The sequence below is a fragment of the Lelliottia sp. AC1 genome (genome assembly GCF_023278595.1).
In the GTDB taxonomy this organism is placed as follows: domain Bacteria; phylum Pseudomonadota; class Gammaproteobacteria; order Enterobacterales; family Enterobacteriaceae; genus Enterobacter; species Enterobacter nimipressuralis.
In genome coordinates, this window is the sequence record NZ_CP025699.1 from 524,285 (window position 1) to 540,890 (window position 16,606).

At 57.5% G+C, this 16,606-nt stretch carries 16 protein-coding genes; 9 read left to right on the forward strand and 7 right to left on the reverse strand.

What is annotated here, in order from left to right; genetic code table 11:
- Positions 1-17: 17 nt before the first annotated feature.
- Positions 18-662: an OapA family protein gene (locus C0560_RS02520; RefSeq protein ID WP_248859553.1), complete on the reverse strand. Its 645-nt coding sequence runs from the start codon at positions 660-662 to the stop codon at positions 18-20.
- Positions 663-895: 233 nt separating this feature from the next.
- Between C0560_RS02520 and fklB the strand changes: the two genes are divergently transcribed.
- Together fklB and cycA are read left to right on the forward strand one after the other, a co-directional pair.
- Positions 896-1,516, forward strand: coding sequence for an FKBP-type peptidyl-prolyl cis-trans isomerase (fklB, locus tag C0560_RS02525; protein ID WP_181827225.1), 621 nt, complete (start codon positions 896-898; stop codon positions 1,514-1,516).
- A 308-nt stretch (positions 1,517-1,824) separates the two neighbouring features.
- Positions 1,825-3,234 carry a D-serine/D-alanine/glycine transporter gene (gene cycA / locus C0560_RS02530; protein ID WP_100777871.1) on the forward strand — a complete coding sequence of 470 codons (1,410 nt, stop codon included), beginning with the start codon at positions 1,825-1,827 and terminating at the stop codon, positions 3,232-3,234.
- An 86-nt stretch (positions 3,235-3,320) separates the two neighbouring features.
- Here cycA and ytfE read toward each other — a convergent pair whose 3' ends face one another.
- Entirely contained in the window at positions 3,321-3,983 is a 663-nt protein-coding gene (gene ytfE / locus C0560_RS02535) for an iron-sulfur cluster repair protein YtfE (protein ID WP_123429611.1), read from the reverse strand.
- 248 nt (positions 3,984-4,231) lie between these two features.
- Between ytfE and C0560_RS02540 the strand changes: the two genes are divergently transcribed.
- A complete protein-coding gene (locus C0560_RS02540; protein ID WP_100777869.1) occupies positions 4,232-5,881 on the forward strand; it encodes a methyl-accepting chemotaxis protein in 1,650 nt (549 codons plus the stop codon).
- Positions 5,882-5,960: 79 nt separating this feature from the next.
- Here the strand turns inward: C0560_RS02540 and C0560_RS02545 are convergent, their stop codons facing one another.
- The 3 genes from C0560_RS02545 to C0560_RS02555 all read right to left on the reverse strand — a co-directional run bounded on the left by C0560_RS02545 (position 5,961) and on the right by C0560_RS02555 (position 8,759).
- Positions 5,961-6,929 carry a DMT family transporter gene (locus C0560_RS02545; protein WP_123429640.1) on the reverse strand — a complete coding sequence of 323 codons (969 nt, stop codon included), beginning with the start codon at positions 6,927-6,929 and terminating at the stop codon, positions 5,961-5,963.
- A gap of 75 nt (positions 6,930-7,004) precedes the next feature.
- The gene (locus tag C0560_RS02550) at positions 7,005-7,829 is read right to left on the reverse strand and encodes an AraC family transcriptional regulator (RefSeq protein WP_248859554.1); all 825 of its coding nucleotides are present in this window, start codon (positions 7,827-7,829) and stop codon (positions 7,005-7,007) included.
- Positions 7,830-7,910: 81 nt separating this feature from the next.
- Positions 7,911-8,759, reverse strand: coding sequence for an SDR family oxidoreductase (locus C0560_RS02555; protein ID WP_248859555.1), 849 nt, complete (start codon positions 8,757-8,759; stop codon positions 7,911-7,913).
- Positions 8,760-8,928: 169 nt separating this feature from the next.
- Between C0560_RS02555 and C0560_RS02560 the strand changes: the two genes are divergently transcribed.
- From C0560_RS02560 to C0560_RS02580, 5 genes are read left to right on the forward strand one after another with little or no spacing between them, the layout of a single operon-like run.
- Positions 8,929-9,288, forward strand: a complete 360-nt coding sequence (locus C0560_RS02560; protein WP_181827227.1) for a copper resistance protein — start codon at positions 8,929-8,931, stop codon at positions 9,286-9,288.
- A 48-nt stretch (positions 9,289-9,336) separates the two neighbouring features.
- On the forward strand, positions 9,337-11,349 hold the full coding sequence (locus tag C0560_RS02565; protein ID WP_248859556.1) for a protein-disulfide reductase DsbD: 2,013 nt from the start codon (positions 9,337-9,339) through the stop codon (positions 11,347-11,349).
- A gap of 2 nt (positions 11,350-11,351) precedes the next feature.
- Positions 11,352-11,936 (forward strand): DsbA family protein, encoded by a 585-nt coding sequence (locus tag C0560_RS02570; RefSeq protein ID WP_100777864.1) that lies wholly within the window; start codon positions 11,352-11,354, stop codon positions 11,934-11,936.
- Positions 11,926-12,429, forward strand: a complete 504-nt coding sequence (locus C0560_RS02575; RefSeq protein ID WP_248859557.1) for a protein disulfide oxidoreductase — start codon at positions 11,926-11,928, stop codon at positions 12,427-12,429. The genes C0560_RS02570 and C0560_RS02575 overlap by 11 nt, the downstream gene beginning before the upstream one ends.
- 49 nt (positions 12,430-12,478) lie before the next feature.
- A complete protein-coding gene (locus tag C0560_RS02580) occupies positions 12,479-12,865 on the forward strand; it encodes a helix-turn-helix domain-containing protein (protein ID WP_100777862.1) in 387 nt (128 codons plus the stop codon).
- Between the two features lie 58 nt (positions 12,866-12,923).
- Here C0560_RS02580 and C0560_RS02585 read toward each other — a convergent pair whose 3' ends face one another.
- Positions 12,924-14,867: a bifunctional 2',3'-cyclic-nucleotide 2'-phosphodiesterase/3'-nucleotidase gene (locus C0560_RS02585; protein ID WP_102104457.1), complete on the reverse strand. Its 1,944-nt coding sequence runs from the start codon at positions 14,865-14,867 to the stop codon at positions 12,924-12,926.
- A gap of 190 nt (positions 14,868-15,057) precedes the next feature.
- On the opposite strand from C0560_RS02585, the gene cysQ reads away from it, so the two are divergent.
- A complete protein-coding gene (cysQ, locus tag C0560_RS02590) occupies positions 15,058-15,798 on the forward strand; it encodes a 3'(2'),5'-bisphosphate nucleotidase CysQ (protein ID WP_100777860.1) in 741 nt (246 codons plus the stop codon).
- Here cysQ and C0560_RS02595 read toward each other — a convergent pair.
- Positions 15,792-16,349 carry a YtfJ family protein gene (locus tag C0560_RS02595; RefSeq protein ID WP_100777859.1) on the reverse strand — a complete coding sequence of 186 codons (558 nt, stop codon included), beginning with the start codon at positions 16,347-16,349 and terminating at the stop codon, positions 15,792-15,794. The genes cysQ and C0560_RS02595 overlap by 7 nt on opposite strands.
- Positions 16,350-16,606 lie beyond the last annotated feature (257 nt).

The window sequence follows — 16,606 nt, forward strand, 5'->3', positions numbered from 1 at the left end:
TGTGACCGGGCTTTCGGCTACTTCACGCGGATAAAGCTGCCGTTTGGCTCACGCATAAAAAGCACCTGCTGGCCGCTGCCGGTATCAATCGTCAGCCCTGTCACCACGCCGCTGGCGTTCTGGCGAATCTGTACCATCTGGCCATTCTGCAAATTACTCAGGGGTTTTCCTTCGCCTTCTACTTGCGCCATGGCGTACACATCGGTCGGTGGCAGATTATGGTCGCGGAAGAGCTGCGCCATGGTTTTACCCGGCTCGACGCGATAGGAGCGCCACTGCTGTTCAATGCCGGTGGGCTGCTGCGCCTGCGACTGAACTGGCGCTGCGGCTTGTTCCTGCGGCTGCTCTTCCTGAATCGGTTCCGGGGAGACCGGCGCCACCTGGCCTGGATCGTTTGACGGCGTCACCAGCTGCGTTTGCATCGGCTGTTGATCGGGCTGTGGCCGCGACTGCGACTGAATATCTAACTGCGCATTACGCGTGACAGGCTGCGCATCGCGGCTGTCATCGCCAGAAGGAAGCAGGAACCCAATCACCACCACCAGGGCAGCAATAATGACGCCTCTGCGATGGAAGGGCGGCAGCGGATCCATGATGCGAAAGTTGTCCGGCGCATGCCAGATTTTCGCCAGGGTAGGTTTCAGTTCAAATCGCCCGGGCATGGCTCTCCTCCTGCTCCGCATCATTATAATCCTGTCCTGAGAAGTATAGTCTGCTAACTGCCTGAATGGCGTAGTAAACCCGACTCGTGTGACTCACGTTTAGGAAAACACCTGGTCACCTCTATTGTTTCTGTTTCGGCGCAGTTTGTCATCTTAACTTAAGACAAAGTTTTACCCATAAGGGCGTGGCTGATATGCTGCCCGCTACTTTAAATGTGATGGAAGGAAAACCCATGACCACCCCGACTTTTGACACTATCGAAGCGCAGGCAAGCTACGGTATCGGTTTGCAGGTAGGACAGCAGCTGAGCGAATCCGGCCTGGAAGGACTGTTACCTGAAGCACTGGTGGCGGGTATCGCTGACGCGCTGGAAGGCAAACACCCGGCTGTACCGGTAGACGTTGTACATCGCGCACTGCGTGAAGTTCACGAACGTGCAGATGCCGTTCGTCGCGAGCGTTTTGAAGAGATGGCCGCCGAAGGCGTGAAATACCTGGAAGAGAACCGTGAGAAAGAGGGCGTGAACAGCACCGAATCCGGCCTGCAGTTCCGCGTCATCGCTCAGGGTGAAGGCGCAATCCCTGCACGTACTGACCATGTACGCGTGCACTACACCGGTAAACTGATCGACGGTACGGTGTTCGACAGCTCTGTCGCCCGTGGCGAACCGGCTGAATTCCCGGTCAACGGCGTGATCCCAGGCTGGATCGAAGCGCTGACGCTGATGCCTGTAGGTTCCAAATGGGAACTGACTATCCCGCAGAACCTGGCTTACGGCGAGCGTGGCGCTGGCGCGTCCATCCCGCCATTCAGCACCCTGGTGTTTGAAGTCGAGCTGCTGGAAATTCTGTAATCGGCACACACATTTCCTCTCCCCCTGCGGGAGGGGAAATAGTGAGAAAACCTATAGTTAAGCCGATATCAATATTTTATCTTGCAAAGCTACGAGTTGCGTGTATTTTTGTGAGCTGTTTCGCGTTGTATGAGTGATATGACACTCACTTTAAACATATTATTAACATAATATCTATTTCATAGTATTCATCCCGCCGATTCTTACCTACTATCGATGAGTCCTTTTTAAGGGACCGTCACATCATGACGTAACTAAAGGCCAGAAGAGCCTTAACAACACAGACAGGCATAACAGGAAAAAAACACATGGTAGATCAGGTAAAAGTCGTTGCCGACGAAGAGGCTTCGTCTGAACAGTCGCTACGGCGCAATCTCACAAACCGTCATATTCAGCTTATCGCCATCGGCGGTGCCATCGGCACAGGGCTGTTCATGGGGTCTGGCAAAACCATCAGTCTTGCCGGGCCGTCGATCATCTTCGTCTATATGATCATCGGTTTTATGCTGTTCTTCGTGATGCGTGCAATGGGTGAATTGCTGCTCTCGAATCTCGAATACAAATCTTTTAGCGACTTCGCTTCTGACCTGCTCGGCCCCTGGGCGGGATACTTTACCGGCTGGACTTACTGGTTCTGCTGGGTGGTCACCGGCATGGCTGACGTTGTCGCCATCACCGCCTACGCGCAATTCTGGTTCCCCGGTCTTTCCGACTGGGTGGCGTCCCTTGCGGTGATCGTCCTGCTGCTGAGCCTTAACCTCGCCACCGTAAAAATGTTTGGTGAGATGGAGTTCTGGTTTGCGATGATCAAAATCGTCGCCATCGTCGGGCTGATTGTCGTGGGGCTGGTGATGGTGCTGACGCACTTCCAGTCACCGACCGGCGTGCAGGCTTCCTTTACACACCTGTGGAATGACGGCGGCTGGTTCCCGAAAGGGCTGAGCGGCTTCTTTGCTGGCTTCCAGATTGCGGTGTTCGCCTTCGTGGGTATTGAGCTGGTGGGCACCACCGCTGCGGAAACCAAAGATCCGGAGAAATCCCTGCCGCGCGCGATCAACTCCATCCCGATTCGTATCATCATGTTCTACGTCTTCGCGCTGATCGTCATTATGTCCGTGACGCCGTGGAGCTCCGTCGTTCCAACCAAAAGCCCGTTCGTAGAACTGTTCGTGCTGGTTGGTCTGCCTGCTGCGGCAAGCCTGATTAACTTCGTGGTGCTGACGTCGGCGGCCTCTTCTGCCAACAGCGGCGTGTTCTCGACCAGCCGTATGCTGTTCGGTCTGGCGCAGGAAGGCGTGGCACCCAGCGCTTTCGCGAAGCTCTCCAAACGTGCCGTACCGGCGAAAGGGCTGACCTTCTCCTGCATCTGCCTGCTGGGCGGTGTGGTGATGCTGTACGTCAACCCGAGCGTGATTGGCGCCTTCACCATGATCACCACGGTCTCCGCGATCCTGTTCATGTTTGTCTGGACCATCATCCTCTGCTCGTACCTGGTGTACCGCAAACAGCGTCCGCAGCTGCATGAGAAATCCATCTACAAGATGCCGCTCGGCAAGCTGATGTGCTGGGTCTGTATGGCGTTCTTCGTGTTTGTGCTGGTTCTGTTGACGCTGGAAGATGACACCCGTCAGGCGCTGATCGTAACGCCGCTGTGGTTCATTGCGCTGGGGTTAGGCTGGCTGTTTATCGGTAAGAAACGTATGGCAGGTATGCGCTAAGTCTGTTGCCGGGGGCGCTTCGTCTCTCCGGCACACTAAAGCACAAAACAGAGGCCCGGTAAGCGCTCACGCGACCGGGCCTTTTTTTATTCCCCGGCTAAGGCACGTGGGAACAGGACGTTATTTTCCAGACTGATGTGTTCCATCAGATCATCGATCATCTCGTTAATGCCGTTGTACATCGCTTTCCAGGTTGTGCAGGCGTCTGGCGGCGGCGTCACGTTATTGGTGGTGTGTTTGATCACTTCCAGCAGTTCGCCCGCGTCGTCGTGCTCGCTCTCCATGACGCTGATCGGTCCCATCGCCTGCGTACCCATGCCCTGTTTGATCATCGGGAAGAGGATCTGCTCCTCTTTCATCATGTGGCTGGATAACTCTTCGTGCAGCATGGTCAGGTATTTCGCCAGGCCGCGCGGTACGGTGGCTTTATCGGCATGCACGCGCTCAACTTTGGTTGCCTGCAGAATCAGTTCCGGGAGCTGTTCGCGGTGACGGTCATGGTAACGCACGATGATGTGGTCGATGATTTCCGCCAGCGCCACGCTGCGCCAGTCTTTCTCGATGGGCTGTTCGGCCAGCTGCGCCAGCTCAGCTTCAATCGCATCAACATCCAGCGCCTTACGCAATGCCGCACGCGCCAGCGTTTGCTTCCCGCCGCAGCAGTAGTCAATATCGTATTTACGAAACAGCGCAGATGCGCGTGGGATGGAGAGCGCCAGCTCGCCTAAAGGTTGGTCGCGGAAGGCCATCGTCGTTACCTCATCATTAAGAATATAAGATGCATTTTAAATGCATCTTTTTGGTGAAGCTATAACCCTTTGGGGGCAGCGGAGAAAATGAGAGATCCGTCACATTTATTTTGATGTATTAACCTGCTGAATGGATTTGAAAAATTCCGCGAATGGGCTTCTCATGCCGGAGAAGGCGTTAAATAACCCTGCGCCCCTGCCGATAGATACAGGTCAGATAAAATCCTGCAGATAACTAAAGGCATCGCATGTTTAAACGTATAAAAGTCATCACCCTCTTAATCTCGGTGTTGCTCGGGCTGGGCGCCGTTCAGCTGATCTCCGCCGGGGTATTCATCAATGCTCTGAATAATGACAAAGACAATTTCACCGTCTCTCAGCTCTCCAGCCAGAACGTCGCGGAATTTACTGACGCCTGGATCAGCCTCAACCAGGCGCGCGTCACCCTCAACCGTGGAATGCTCCGCTTGCAGAGCAGCGTGGCGAGCCAGATTAACGGCGGGCAGCTGAACGAGCTGGTCGCTACCGCGAAAAACCTGCTGACGGAAGCGCAGGGTCATTACGATAAATATTACGCCCTGCCGGAAACGCCGGGAATGGACGAAAACCTCTCCAAACAGCTGGAAGAGCAGTACCGCGTCTACTCCGCCACTCTGACGCAAATGAACACCTTACTGGCACAGGGCAACCTGGAAGATATGTTCAAGCAAAACGCCGAGCAAAAGCAGACCGCGATGCAAAAGGTGTATCGCGAGTGGCGTGAAGCGCAGGCGAAGCTGACCAGTAAAGGCATTCAGGACAATGAAAGCGACTACACCCGCATCCTGTGGATCCTCTCCGCCATTATGGTGGTGGTCGCCGCCGTTATTATTACCAGCTGGATTGCGATGCGCCGCGTGCTGTTGCTCCCGCTGCATGATGTGATCAGCCATATCCGCGCGATTGCGGCAGGCGATCTGACGCAGCCGATCGACGCCCAGGGCAAGAACGAAATGGCGGTACTGGCGCGTAACGTGCAAGAGATGCAAACCGCACTGGCGAACACCGTCGGCGTGGTGCGCGAAGGGGCTGACACAATCTATACGGGCGCAGGTGAAATTTCCGCCGGCAGCAACGATCTCTCCTCCCGCACCGAGCAGCAGGCCGCGTCGCTGGAAGAGACCGCTGCGAGCATGGAACAGCTGACCGCCACCGTGAAGCAAAACGCCGATAACGCCCGTCAGGCGTCCCGACTGGCGCTGGATGCATCAACCACCGCCAAAAAAGGCGGCAGCGTGGTGGAAGGCGTGGTGCGCACGATGGATGAGATTGCCACCAGTTCCAGCAAAATTGCCCAGATCACTAACGTGATCGACGGCATTGCCTTCCAGACCAACATCCTGGCTCTCAACGCGGCGGTAGAAGCGGCGCGTGCAGGCGAGCAGGGCCGTGGTTTTGCGGTCGTGGCAGGGGAAGTCCGTACTCTGGCCCAGCGTAGCGCTCAGGCCGCGAAAGAGATCAAAGCACTGATCGATGATTCAGGCGATCGCGTCAACGCCGGTTCTGCACTGGTGAATCAGGCCGGGGAGACCATGTCTGAGATCGTGAATGCCGTCACCCGCGTGACCGATATCATGGGCGAAATCGCCTCGGCGTCCGACGAGCAGAGCCGTGGTATCGATCAGGTCGGGCAGGCAGTCGCCGAGATGGATCGCGTGACTCAGCAGAACGCCTCGCTGGTGGAAGAGTCAGCGGCAGCCGCAGCGGCGCTGGAAGATCAGGCTGCGCGCCTGAACGAAGCGGTCGCGGTGTTTAAAATCACTCGCGGTCAGGCGGTAAAAGCGGCACCGGTGAAAACCTACGTCGCAAAAGCTAAACCCGCAGCAGCGATGGTTGACGGGAACTGGGAAACCTTCTGACAGAGACCGGAGGGCGCTTGCGTCCATCCGGCTACTACAATCCGCTCCCGGAAAGCCCTGACGCTTTCCGGGCGTGGTGTCAAACCTGCGAAACCGTCACCACCGTCGGTTTTTCCGGCTTCGCTCTGACGGCAATCACCACCCCCACCACCAGCAGCAAAATCCCGCACCCCGTTAACAGCGGCGGCACGCTCTGGCGCATCAGGAAGGTATAAAGCAGCCCGGCCAGGGTTTCAAAGACAATCAACGGCCCAAGAATCACCGTCGGCAATTTCTGGCTGGCGATATTCCAGCACAAAGCACCCACCCACGAGCACAGCACCGCAATCGCCACCATCAGGCCGACAAACACCCACGGACGCGGCCCGAACGGCAGGGCAAACTCCGGCTGTTGCAGCCCCAGCCACCAGCAAGATGCCACGTAGCCGAGCAGCGATACCGGCAGCGTCACCAGCGCCTGGGCGGTGGCCCACATCATCGGATGCTTATCCGGGTTTTCCCGCAGCCAGCGGGCGTTACGCAGGGCATACCACGCCCAGCAGACCACGGAGATCGACGCCAGCAAAATCCCCGAGCCGTAACGCCATCCGTCAAACTCATCGACACGCGCATGACGCAGCTCGGCGATATTGACGAACGCCAGACCGGTGGCGATACACACCAGCGCAGGCAGCATTTTCGACCACGCCAGTTTACCGTCGCGATGGCTATAGAGCAGGTTGGCGAACACCGGAATCACCACCGGCAGGGTGCCGATAATCATGGTCGACACGGGCGCGCCGGTGCGCTGAATGGCGCTGGCCAGACAAACGTAATAGATCAGATTGCCCATCATGGTCAGGCCCAGGGCGGTGACCCAGTCGCCGCGACTCAACTGACGCAGGCGAGCGCGCCCCATCCACGCCAGCGGCAGGGCGAAAAGCCCCAGCGCCAGATAGCGCCCCATCGACTGCAACATTGCCGGGTATTCCGGCACAATGAGCGGGCCGACAAAAATTAATCCCCACATCAAACCCGCCAGCAGGGCATACAACACGCCGCTAATCATTTTGCTATCCACGTCAGAGAAACCTGCGCACAGTGTAGAAAGAGGTCCGCCGGGAATATTGTATGAGATTGCGCATTAGCGCCGAACGACCTGCTTCTGATAGCGAACGGGCGTAATGCCGTAGCGATGGGTAAAGGCGCGGGTGAGATGAGACTGATCGGTCAGCCCGGTCGCGGCGGCCACTTCAGCGGCCGGCATGCCGAGGGTGAGAAACGCTTTGGCGCGCCACAGGCGGATCGCCATCAGCATCTGGTGCGGCGTCACGTGAAAGTGCGCTTTGAACTGGCGCTGGAAATGGTACGGACTCAGCGAGACCACGTGCGCCAGCTCATCCAGGGTCACCGGATGCATATAGTTGTCGTGCAGATACTCGCGCGCGCGCTCGAAACGGTGCGCCCCTTCCTGAATGACCGGAGCATGGCGCGCCAGCGGCTGAAATGTCTCGATCAGATCCAGCAGTAAGCCCTTCTGGGCCAGCGGATCGTCCGTATGCCACAGTCCATAAATCAGCTGACAGATCTGCTGCGAACGCAGCGGGTCGTGGCGCGTGACGTCGCTAAACCACCAGTGGCGAATGCCGGTCACCTCTTCGAGCAGAGCGGGATCGAGATAGACCATCCGGTAGCGCCAGCCGTCTTCAGTGGCGGCCTCGCCGGTGTGCAACTCGTCGGGATTCATGGTGACAACAGAGTGAACGGGCGCGACATGCTGCGCGCCACGATAGCGAAAGCGCTCGGCTCCGGCTTCTATCGCGCCGATCCCGAAGGCTTCGTGGGTGTGAGGTTCAAAGGCGTAACGTGAGATATGCGCATGATACAGTTCGACGCCCGGCACCTGCGCCAGATGGCGAAAGCGGGCGCTGTCTCTTTCATCAATGAACTGTTCGGGTACGCCTTGCACGGTGATCCTCCAGGTGGGTCATCTTTTCATTATCAGAGATGACCCACGGGGATGCCACTAAAATTAACCACCGCTTAACAATTACAGAATGCCTTTGATGCTCTCAGCCAGCGGCGTGGTCGGGCGACCGATCAATTTGCTCAAGGTACGGATGTCGTCGAACAGACCACCCTTCGAGGCACCGACATCGGAATCTGCCAGCATATCCGCCAGCCCGGCCGGTAAGCCCACGCTTTTCAGCGCGGCGGCGAAATCGGCTTCGCTCAGGTTCTGATAGGTCACCGGTTTTCCGCTTTGCTTGCTCAGCTCGGCAGCCAGTTCGCTCAGCGTCCACGCCGTGTCGCCAGCCAGTTCGTACACGTTGCCTGCATGACCCTCTTCCGCGATCACTTTCGCCGCCGCAGCGGCATAATCTTCGCGTGTGGCTGCGGCGATTTTGCCGTCACCCGCCGCGCCGATAAACACGCCGTGCTCCAGGGCCGGTGGTGCGCTGGCGAGATAGTTTTCGGTGTACCAGCCGTTGCGCAGCAGGGCGTAAGGAATGCCGGACTCGGCCAGCGCCTTTTCGGTGGCGATGTGTTCATCGCGCAGGCCGAGTGGCGACTTATCCGCATGGAGCAGACTGGTGTAGGCGATAAATTTCACGCCCGCCGCTTTTGCCGCGTTGATAACATTCTGATGCTGGGTCGCACGCTGGCCGACCTCGCTTGAGGAGATCAGCAGCAGTTTCTCCACGCCGCTCAGGGCGGTGGTGAACGCGGCCTGGTCGGTGTAATCCGCCTGGCGAACGGTAATGCCTTTCTGGCTCAGGGCGTCGGCTTTTGCCGGGTTACGTACAATTGCCACGATCTCGCTGGCAGGAACGGTTTTAAGCAGGTTGTTGATAACGTGTTGGCCAAGCTGGCCGGTTGCGCCGGTAATTGCGATCATGAGTTATTTCCTCGTTGTTTGCATGGTATGACGGAACATTACCACTCTTACTAACTTTTAGTAAGTACGTACAAAAAGGTAAGTGTTAAATTTGTCATCACGACGTTTCTTTACAGCACAGCGCCTTTTTTGCCGCTAAGATATCCGCCTGAATTTGATTGAGGCGTCTATGATCCCCCGTCAGCGTAAAGCTTTTCTTCTTGTCGCTCTGGCATGTCTGGTGGTGCTTGTCTGCACCACCCAGCGCATGGCGGGGCTGCACGCGCTGGTGATGAACGCCGCTTCTGTGGCTCAGCAAACGGTAAAGCAGACTGGCGACAGCGATGCCCCGGTCACCCCTTGCGAGCTGAGTGCCAAATCCCTGCTGGCAACACCGCCGATCATGTTTGAAGGCGCGCTGTTTGCCATCACGCTGGTCCTGGCGGTGCTGGCCGCCGTACCCCATCGCCCGGTGCGCCGCTGGCCGCCTCGCGTCATCTCTCCGCCCCGATTGCGGGTGCATCTGCGACTCTGCGTATTCCGTGAATGATTGATTGCCTGCTAATTCAGGGTAATTAATTATTTATGGAGAAAATAAATGTATGCATTTTTAAGGCAGCTTGTGCTCTGCCTGTTCTGGCTATGGCTGCCCGTCAGTCAGGCCGCCGACAGCGGCTGGCTACGCGCCGCGGATAATGACCACGCCAGCGTTCGCGTGCGGGCAGACGCCCGGCAAGGGCACGACACGCGCCTGCTGCTGGATGTTCGTCTCGAAAAAGGCTGGAAAACCTACTGGCGATCGCCTGGAGAGGGCGGCATCGCCCCGGCGATAAGCTGGAACACGCCGCTGGAGATGGACTGGCGCTGGCCGGTGCCGCAGCGTTTCGAGGTGGCAGGCATTACCACGCAGGGCTACGACGGTAATGTGTCGTTTCCGATCACCCTGCGCGGCGCAATGCCGGAGAAACTGTCGGGCGTGCTCACGCTCTCCACCTGCAGCAACGTCTGCATCCTGACGGACTACCCCTTTGCGCTGGATCTCAGTGCGCCCGCCGATCCGCAATTTAGCTACGATTTCAGCCGCGCGCTGGGTACTCTGCCGCTCAAGGAAGGGCTCACTTCCGATCTAAGCGCCGGTTTCGGTGACGAAAAGCTTCGCATCACCGCCACCCGCGAGGCGGGCTGGCAAAAGCCCGAGCTGTTTATCGACACCCTGGCCGACACGGATTTTGGCAAGCCGGTATACCGGATTGACGGCCAGACCTTGACCGCGACGCTGCCCGTCAGCGACGGCTGGGGAGACAGCGCACCGGATCTGCGGGGCAAAACCCTGTCGCTGGTGCTCGCCGACAGCGGTCAGGCGCAGGAGAGTCAGGTGACGGTGGGCGACGCGCCATCCGGGGACGCCCCGTTTACCATGGCCTGGATTCTGCTGATGGCGCTGGCCGGTGGGCTGATCCTCAACGTCATGCCGTGCGTGCTGCCGGTACTGGCAATGAAACTGGGCAGTGTCGTGCAGGCCTCGTCGACTCATCGCCGCGTGGTGCGTCAGCAGTTTATGGCCTCGGCCGCCGGGATCGTGACCTCGTTCCTCGCGCTGGCGCTGATGATGACGGCGCTGCGTCTCAGCAATCAGGCGCTCGGCTGGGGTATCCAGTTCCAGAACCCGTGGTTTATCGCCGCGATGGTGGTGGTGATGGTGGGGTTCAGCGCCAGCCTGCTGGGGCTGTTTGAAATCAGGCTTTCATCCGGTGTCTCTACGTTTCTCGCCACGCGGGGCGGCAATGGTCTGGTGGGTCATTTCTGCCAGGGGGCCTTTGCGACGCTGCTGGCAACTCCGTGCACCGCGCCGTTTCTCGGCACGGCGGTTTCGGTGGCGCTGGTCGCCCCGTTGTCCCTGCTGTGGGGGATATTCCTGGTGATGGGGATCGGCATGAGCCTGCCGTGGCTGTTGATCGCTGCCTGGCCAGGGCTGGCGCTGCGCCTGCCGCGTCCGGGACGCTGGATGAACGTCGTGCGGATAATCCTCGGCCTGATGATGCTCGCGTCAGGGCTGTGGCTTGCCAGCCTGCTCGCCGTTCACATTGGGCGAGTGCCGACGCAGGCGTTAGGCGCGTTCATCGTCATCACGCTGCTGATCGCCACGCTATGGCGCTGGGGATGGCGGGTGGCGCTGTGGAGTGCCCTGGCCGCGATGGTGTCGCTCGGTATTTCCCTTCCGCTCATCGGCGCCGGTCAACCGGGGCTGGCGAAAGATCGCATCGTCTGGCAGCCGCTCAGCGAACAGGCGATTACCGCCGCGCTGGCCGACAACAAACGGGTCTTCGTCGATGTCACCGCCGACTGGTGCGTGACCTGCAAAGCGAACAAATACAACGTGCTGCTACGCGACGAGGTGCAAAACGCCCTCAGCGAACCGGATGTGGTTGCGCTGCGCGGCGACTGGAGCCGTCCATCCGAGACGATTAGCCAGTTCCTTCGCGCGCGTCAGAGTGCCGCCGTCCCCTTCAACCAAATTTATGGCCCCGGGCTGGAGCAAGGCCGCATATTGCCGCCGCTGCTGGATCGTGACGATCTCTTTCAGACCCTGAATAACGCCAAAGGACACTAACAATGCGTATTTTAACCTTGATCGTGCTGTTCTGTTTTTCGACCCTGAGTTTTGCCGCTGAACCCGATCTGGAGAATTTGCTCTGGAATGATCCTGACACGCCTGCGATGGGCGCGGAAAAACCACGCTTGACGCTGGTGTCGTTTACCGATTACAACTGCCCCTACTGCAAGCAGTTTGACCCGGAGCTTGAGAAGATTGTGCATAAATTTCCGGACGTCAAACTGGTGGTGAAACTGCTGCCGTTTCGCAGTGAAAGCTCGGCCCACTCTGCGCGAATTGCGCTGACGGCCTGGCGACAGCAGCCTCAGCAGTATTGGGCGCTGCACCAGCGATTGATGTCGAAGAAAGGCTATCACGACGAGGCTTCTATCCTGGCCGCTCAGCAGAAAACGGGCACGGGCGCCATCAAGGCCGATGAGAAGAGCGGCGAAACCCTGCAGATGAATTTGATTCTTGCTCAGGTGCTGGGCGTGCAGGGCACTCCGGCGACCCTGGTCGGCAAAACCCTGGTGCCGGGCGCTATTCCGTACGACGACCTGGAGGCGCTGGTGAAGCAAGAGCTGGCGAAGCCAGATGCGCAGTAAAGCGCTGCGCTGGCTGCGTGAGGGTATGGTCTGGCTGCTGATTGCCCTCGCGGCAGTGCTGATCACCGATCAGTTCCGCAAACCTGCGCTTCCATCGACCTTTATCAGCACGCCGCTGCAGACGCTGGACGGCGAATCGGTGGATCTGGCGCAGCGCAGCCACGACAGACCGCTGCTGGTGTATGTCTGGGCGACCTGGTGTGGCGTATGCCGCTACACCACGCCGTCGGTGGCAGAGATGGCAGAGGAGGGGAGAAACGTCATCAGCGTGGCGCTGCGTTCCGGTGACGATGCCACGCTGAGCCATTGGCTGGCGAAAAAGCACTACGGGATGCCGACGGTCAACGACCCTCAGGGCCAGCTCGCACGCCGCTGGCAGGTGCAGGTGACCCCGACGGTGCTTATCGTCTCGCGCGGAGAGGTCAAATCCATTACCACGGGTTACACCAGCGGCTGGGGCATGAAGCTGCGGCTCTGGTGGGCGGGATTTTGATGTGGCATAATATCACTAACTTTTAGTTAGTATGTGTGAAAAGATCAGTATGAAAACAGCAATCCCTACCCTCAGCGAGCAAATGCGCGACGGCAACCTGTTTGCCGAGCAGTGTCCGTCCCGTGAAGTGCTCAAACACGTCACCAGCCGTTGGGGCGTGCTGATTCTGGTGGCGTTGCGCCAGGGCACGCATCGCTTTAGCGACCTGCGTCGTAAAATGGGTGGCGTCAGCGAGAAGATGCTGGCGCAGTCATTACAGGCGCTGGAGCAGGATGGATTTGTGAATCGTGTGTCGTATCCGGTGGTGCCTCCGCACGTGGAGTACAGCCTCACGCCGCTGGGCGATGAGGTGAGCGAGAAGGTCGCCGCGCTGGTGGACTGGATCGAGGTAAATACGCCGCAGGTGTTGGCTCATCGCGAGGATCGTGCGGCGTGATTGCCGCACGGCGTTAACCTTTACCCGGCCTGCCATTGTGCAGGCCGGGTAAATACGTTTACTTGCTCAAATCCACCTGATAAATCGCGAACCCGATATCATCGGTTCCGGTCTTGCTCATCGGATACTGCGCTTTGTCTTTGATAAACGCCGCCGCTTTGTCAGACGGTGATGTCTCAAAACGAATATCCAGCTTAGACGCGCTCTGAATCGGGGCCAGACGCCAGTTATTGTCTGCCGCCGGATGGATCGCGCCATCCTTTTTCGACTGCTCGCCAATCCACGCCGCCAGCACCGAGCGGTTCTCGTCCGGTGATGCAAACGCGATATGGCTATCGCCGGTCCCGGCGAATTTGCCGCCGTACGCGCGATAGTTATTGGTCGCGACCAGGAATACCGCGTTCGGGTCGATCGGTTTACCCTGGAAGGTCAGATGCTTGATACGCTCCGCCTGCGGGTTCACCGTCTGGCACTCGCCGTCGTATTTCGCCGGCTGTGACACGTCGATCTGGTATTCCACGCCGTCAATCACGTCGAAGTTATAGGTGCGGAAACCGTCCCAGTTGATCAGCGACTGCGGCTTACTGCTGTGAACGTCGATCTGGTTAAACTGACCGGCGGAACACTCCAGCCACTCTTTCACCTCTTTCCCCGTGGCTTTTACCACTACCAGCGTGTTCGGATAGAGATAGAGATCCGCCGCGTTGCGGAAGGTGAGCTGACCTTTTTCCACTTCAACGTAGCTGGCCGGATCGTTTTTACGCCCGCCGACTTTGAACGGAGCCGCCGCAGAAAGCACCGGCAGTTTCGCCAGGTCCGGATCGCCCTGAATAAAGCGCTCAACGTAGGCTTTCTGCGCCATATTCACCACCTGAACAGTGGGATCGTCCTGCACCAGCGCCAGGTAGCTGTACATATTGTCGGAGGATTTCCCGACCGGCTTGCTGACAAATTCGCGGGTCGCATCGTGATCGTGTTTCAGCACGTTCAGGATATTTTTATCTTCTGCCGCCAGCGATTTTTTCGCCGCCGCGTCGTAGATTGGGCGCGCTTCGGCTTTCGACTGGGTGACCTGCCATTTTCCGCCATCGTTATTCAGCACCAGATCCACCACACCCAGATGATCGCCCCACATGCCGGGCATCACCGACGGCACGCCGTTGAGGGTTCCTTTCTCGATATCGGCACCTTTAATGCTGGCAAAATCTTTGCCAGGGAAGACCGCGTGCGCGTGACCAAACAGAATGGCGTCAACGCCCGGTACTTCGCTGAGGTAATAGACGGAGTTCTCGGCCATCGCCTGATACGGATCGGCAGACAGTCCGGAGTGCGCCACCACGACCACCAGATCAGCCCCTTTCTCACGCATTTCCGGAACGTACTTGCGCGCGGTTTCGGTGATGTCATTAACGGTCACTTTGCCCGAGAGATTGGCTTTATCCCAGGTCATGATCTGCGGTGGCACAAACCCGATATAGCCGATTTTCAGCGTCTGCTTTTTACCGTCCTGATCCACGACCTCAGTCTCTTTAATCAGATAGGGCGTAAACAGCGGCTTTTGGGTCTTAACGTCGATGATATTGGCGTTAACGTACGGGAATTTTGCGCCAGCGAGCGCCATATGCAGATAATCCAGCCCGTAGTTAAACTCGTGGTTTCCGAGGTTACCGACGGCGTAATCCAGGGTATTCAACGCCTTATAAACCGGGTGAATATCGCCTTTTTTCAGCCCCTTCGCCGCCATGTAATCGCCGAGCGGACTACCCTGAATTAAGTCGCCGTTATCGACCAGCACGCTGTTTTTCACCTCGCCGCGCGCGGCGTTAATCAAACTTGCGGTGCGTACCAGTCCGAATTTTTCGGTCGGGGTATCTTTGTAGTAATCGAAATCCATCATGTTGCTATGCAGGTCGGTAGTTTCCAGAATGCGAAGATCTACCGTCGCGGCCTGCACGCTTGCGGCAATCAGCGTTGCCAGGAGCGTTGCGCTAAACTTAATCATCAGAGGAGTCCTTTTTACGATCCAAGCCACAAAAGAATATGTATGTATATTTTGTTGCTTACAGAAGTGTGAATCCTGCCAGAAAAAAGCGTCGTGAAACCAGAATTGCTTCACAGATAGCGGAATTGTTAACAATACGATATAACTAAAACAATAAGTTATGACCACTGCGATAACGAAGAGGTGGATAATGTTAGATAAAATTTGTCAGCTCGCACGGGATGCGGGTGATGCCATTATGCAGGTCTACGATGGCACAAAGCCGATGGACGTTGTCAGCAAAGCGGATGACTCGCCGGTGACAGCGGCCGATCTCGCGGCCCACGAGGTGATCCTCAAAGGGCTTCAGGCCCTGACGCCGGATATCCCGGTGCTGTCTGAAGAAGATCCGCAGAGCTGGGATGTGCGCCAGCACTGGCAGCGCTACTGGCTGGTGGACCCGCTGGATGGCACCAAAGAATTTATCAAGCGTAACGGTGAGTTTACCGTCAATATTGCCTTGATTGAAAACGGGAAAGCGGTGCTGGGCGTGGTCTACGCGCCGGTGCTGAAGGTGATGTACAGCGCCGCAGAAGGCAAGGCGTGGAAAGAAGAGAGCGGTACGCGCAAGCCCATCCAGGTGCGCGACGCGCGACCACCGCTGGTGGTCATCAGCCGTTCCCACAGTGACGCTGAGCTGCAGGAGTATCTGCATCAAATCGGCGAGCACCAGACGACGTCGATTGGCTCGTCCCTGAAATTCTGCCTGGTGGCGGAAGGGCAGGCGCAGCTGTATCCGCGCTTTGGGCCAACCAACGTCTGGGATACGGCGGCAGGCCATGCGGTGGCGTCTGCCGCGGGCGCACACGTTCACGACTGGCAGGGCAAGCCACTGGACTACACCCCGCGCGAGTCGTTCTTAAATCCGGGCTTCCGGGTTTCGATTTACTGACCGAGCAATTTGTGCAGCAGGGCGACAACCTGCTGCACCTCTTCCTGCGTCAGCGCGCCGTCTTTCACCCATTGCACGCGGCCATCTTTATCCAGCACCACAATCGCTGAACTCTCCTCTTCCAGACCCCAGGCTTTACGCGTCACGCCATCGCTGTCGACAATAAACTGCGACCACGGATAGAGCTTTTTGTTGCTCTCCAGGCTGCTGCGCACAAACATGCCCGAGCCTGGAATCGCGTCATCGGTGTTCACGATGGTGGTGGTCTGGTAACGGTCGTGCGGGAATTTGCCAGTCTTAATCGCTTCCACGAGGGTGGCATTTTTCTCTTTTGCCGAGGTACGACCGGCAATATGTTGCACCACTCGCACTTTGCCCGCGAGCTGCGCGCTATTCCAGGGTTTATAGCTAAACTTATCATTGTCGAGAATCAATTCTCCCCGATCGGCAATACCGACTGGTGGCACACGTTGTCCCTTTTCAATGTTGTGTGCGGAAGCCATCAGCGGCAGTAACAGGCACGCTGCGGCCAGGATGTTACGAAGGGTCATGGTGTTTCCTTATAGTTGCAGGTGATCCGACCACTTGGTCTTACGGTTTAATCATAAGTGCGATCAATCGGCTTTTCCCGCAATCCGAGTGCCAGTTTGCGGGCGAACGCACATATCCGTAAAAAAACGAAGGCTTATACTGCTTTTAGAAATGCTATGCAAAGAATGTTCTGAATATTTGTAATCAAACGGTAAATAAACTTATGCATACTGGGTATCAACGTTTTTCTGGTCTATAGTCATTGAGCAATAAATTT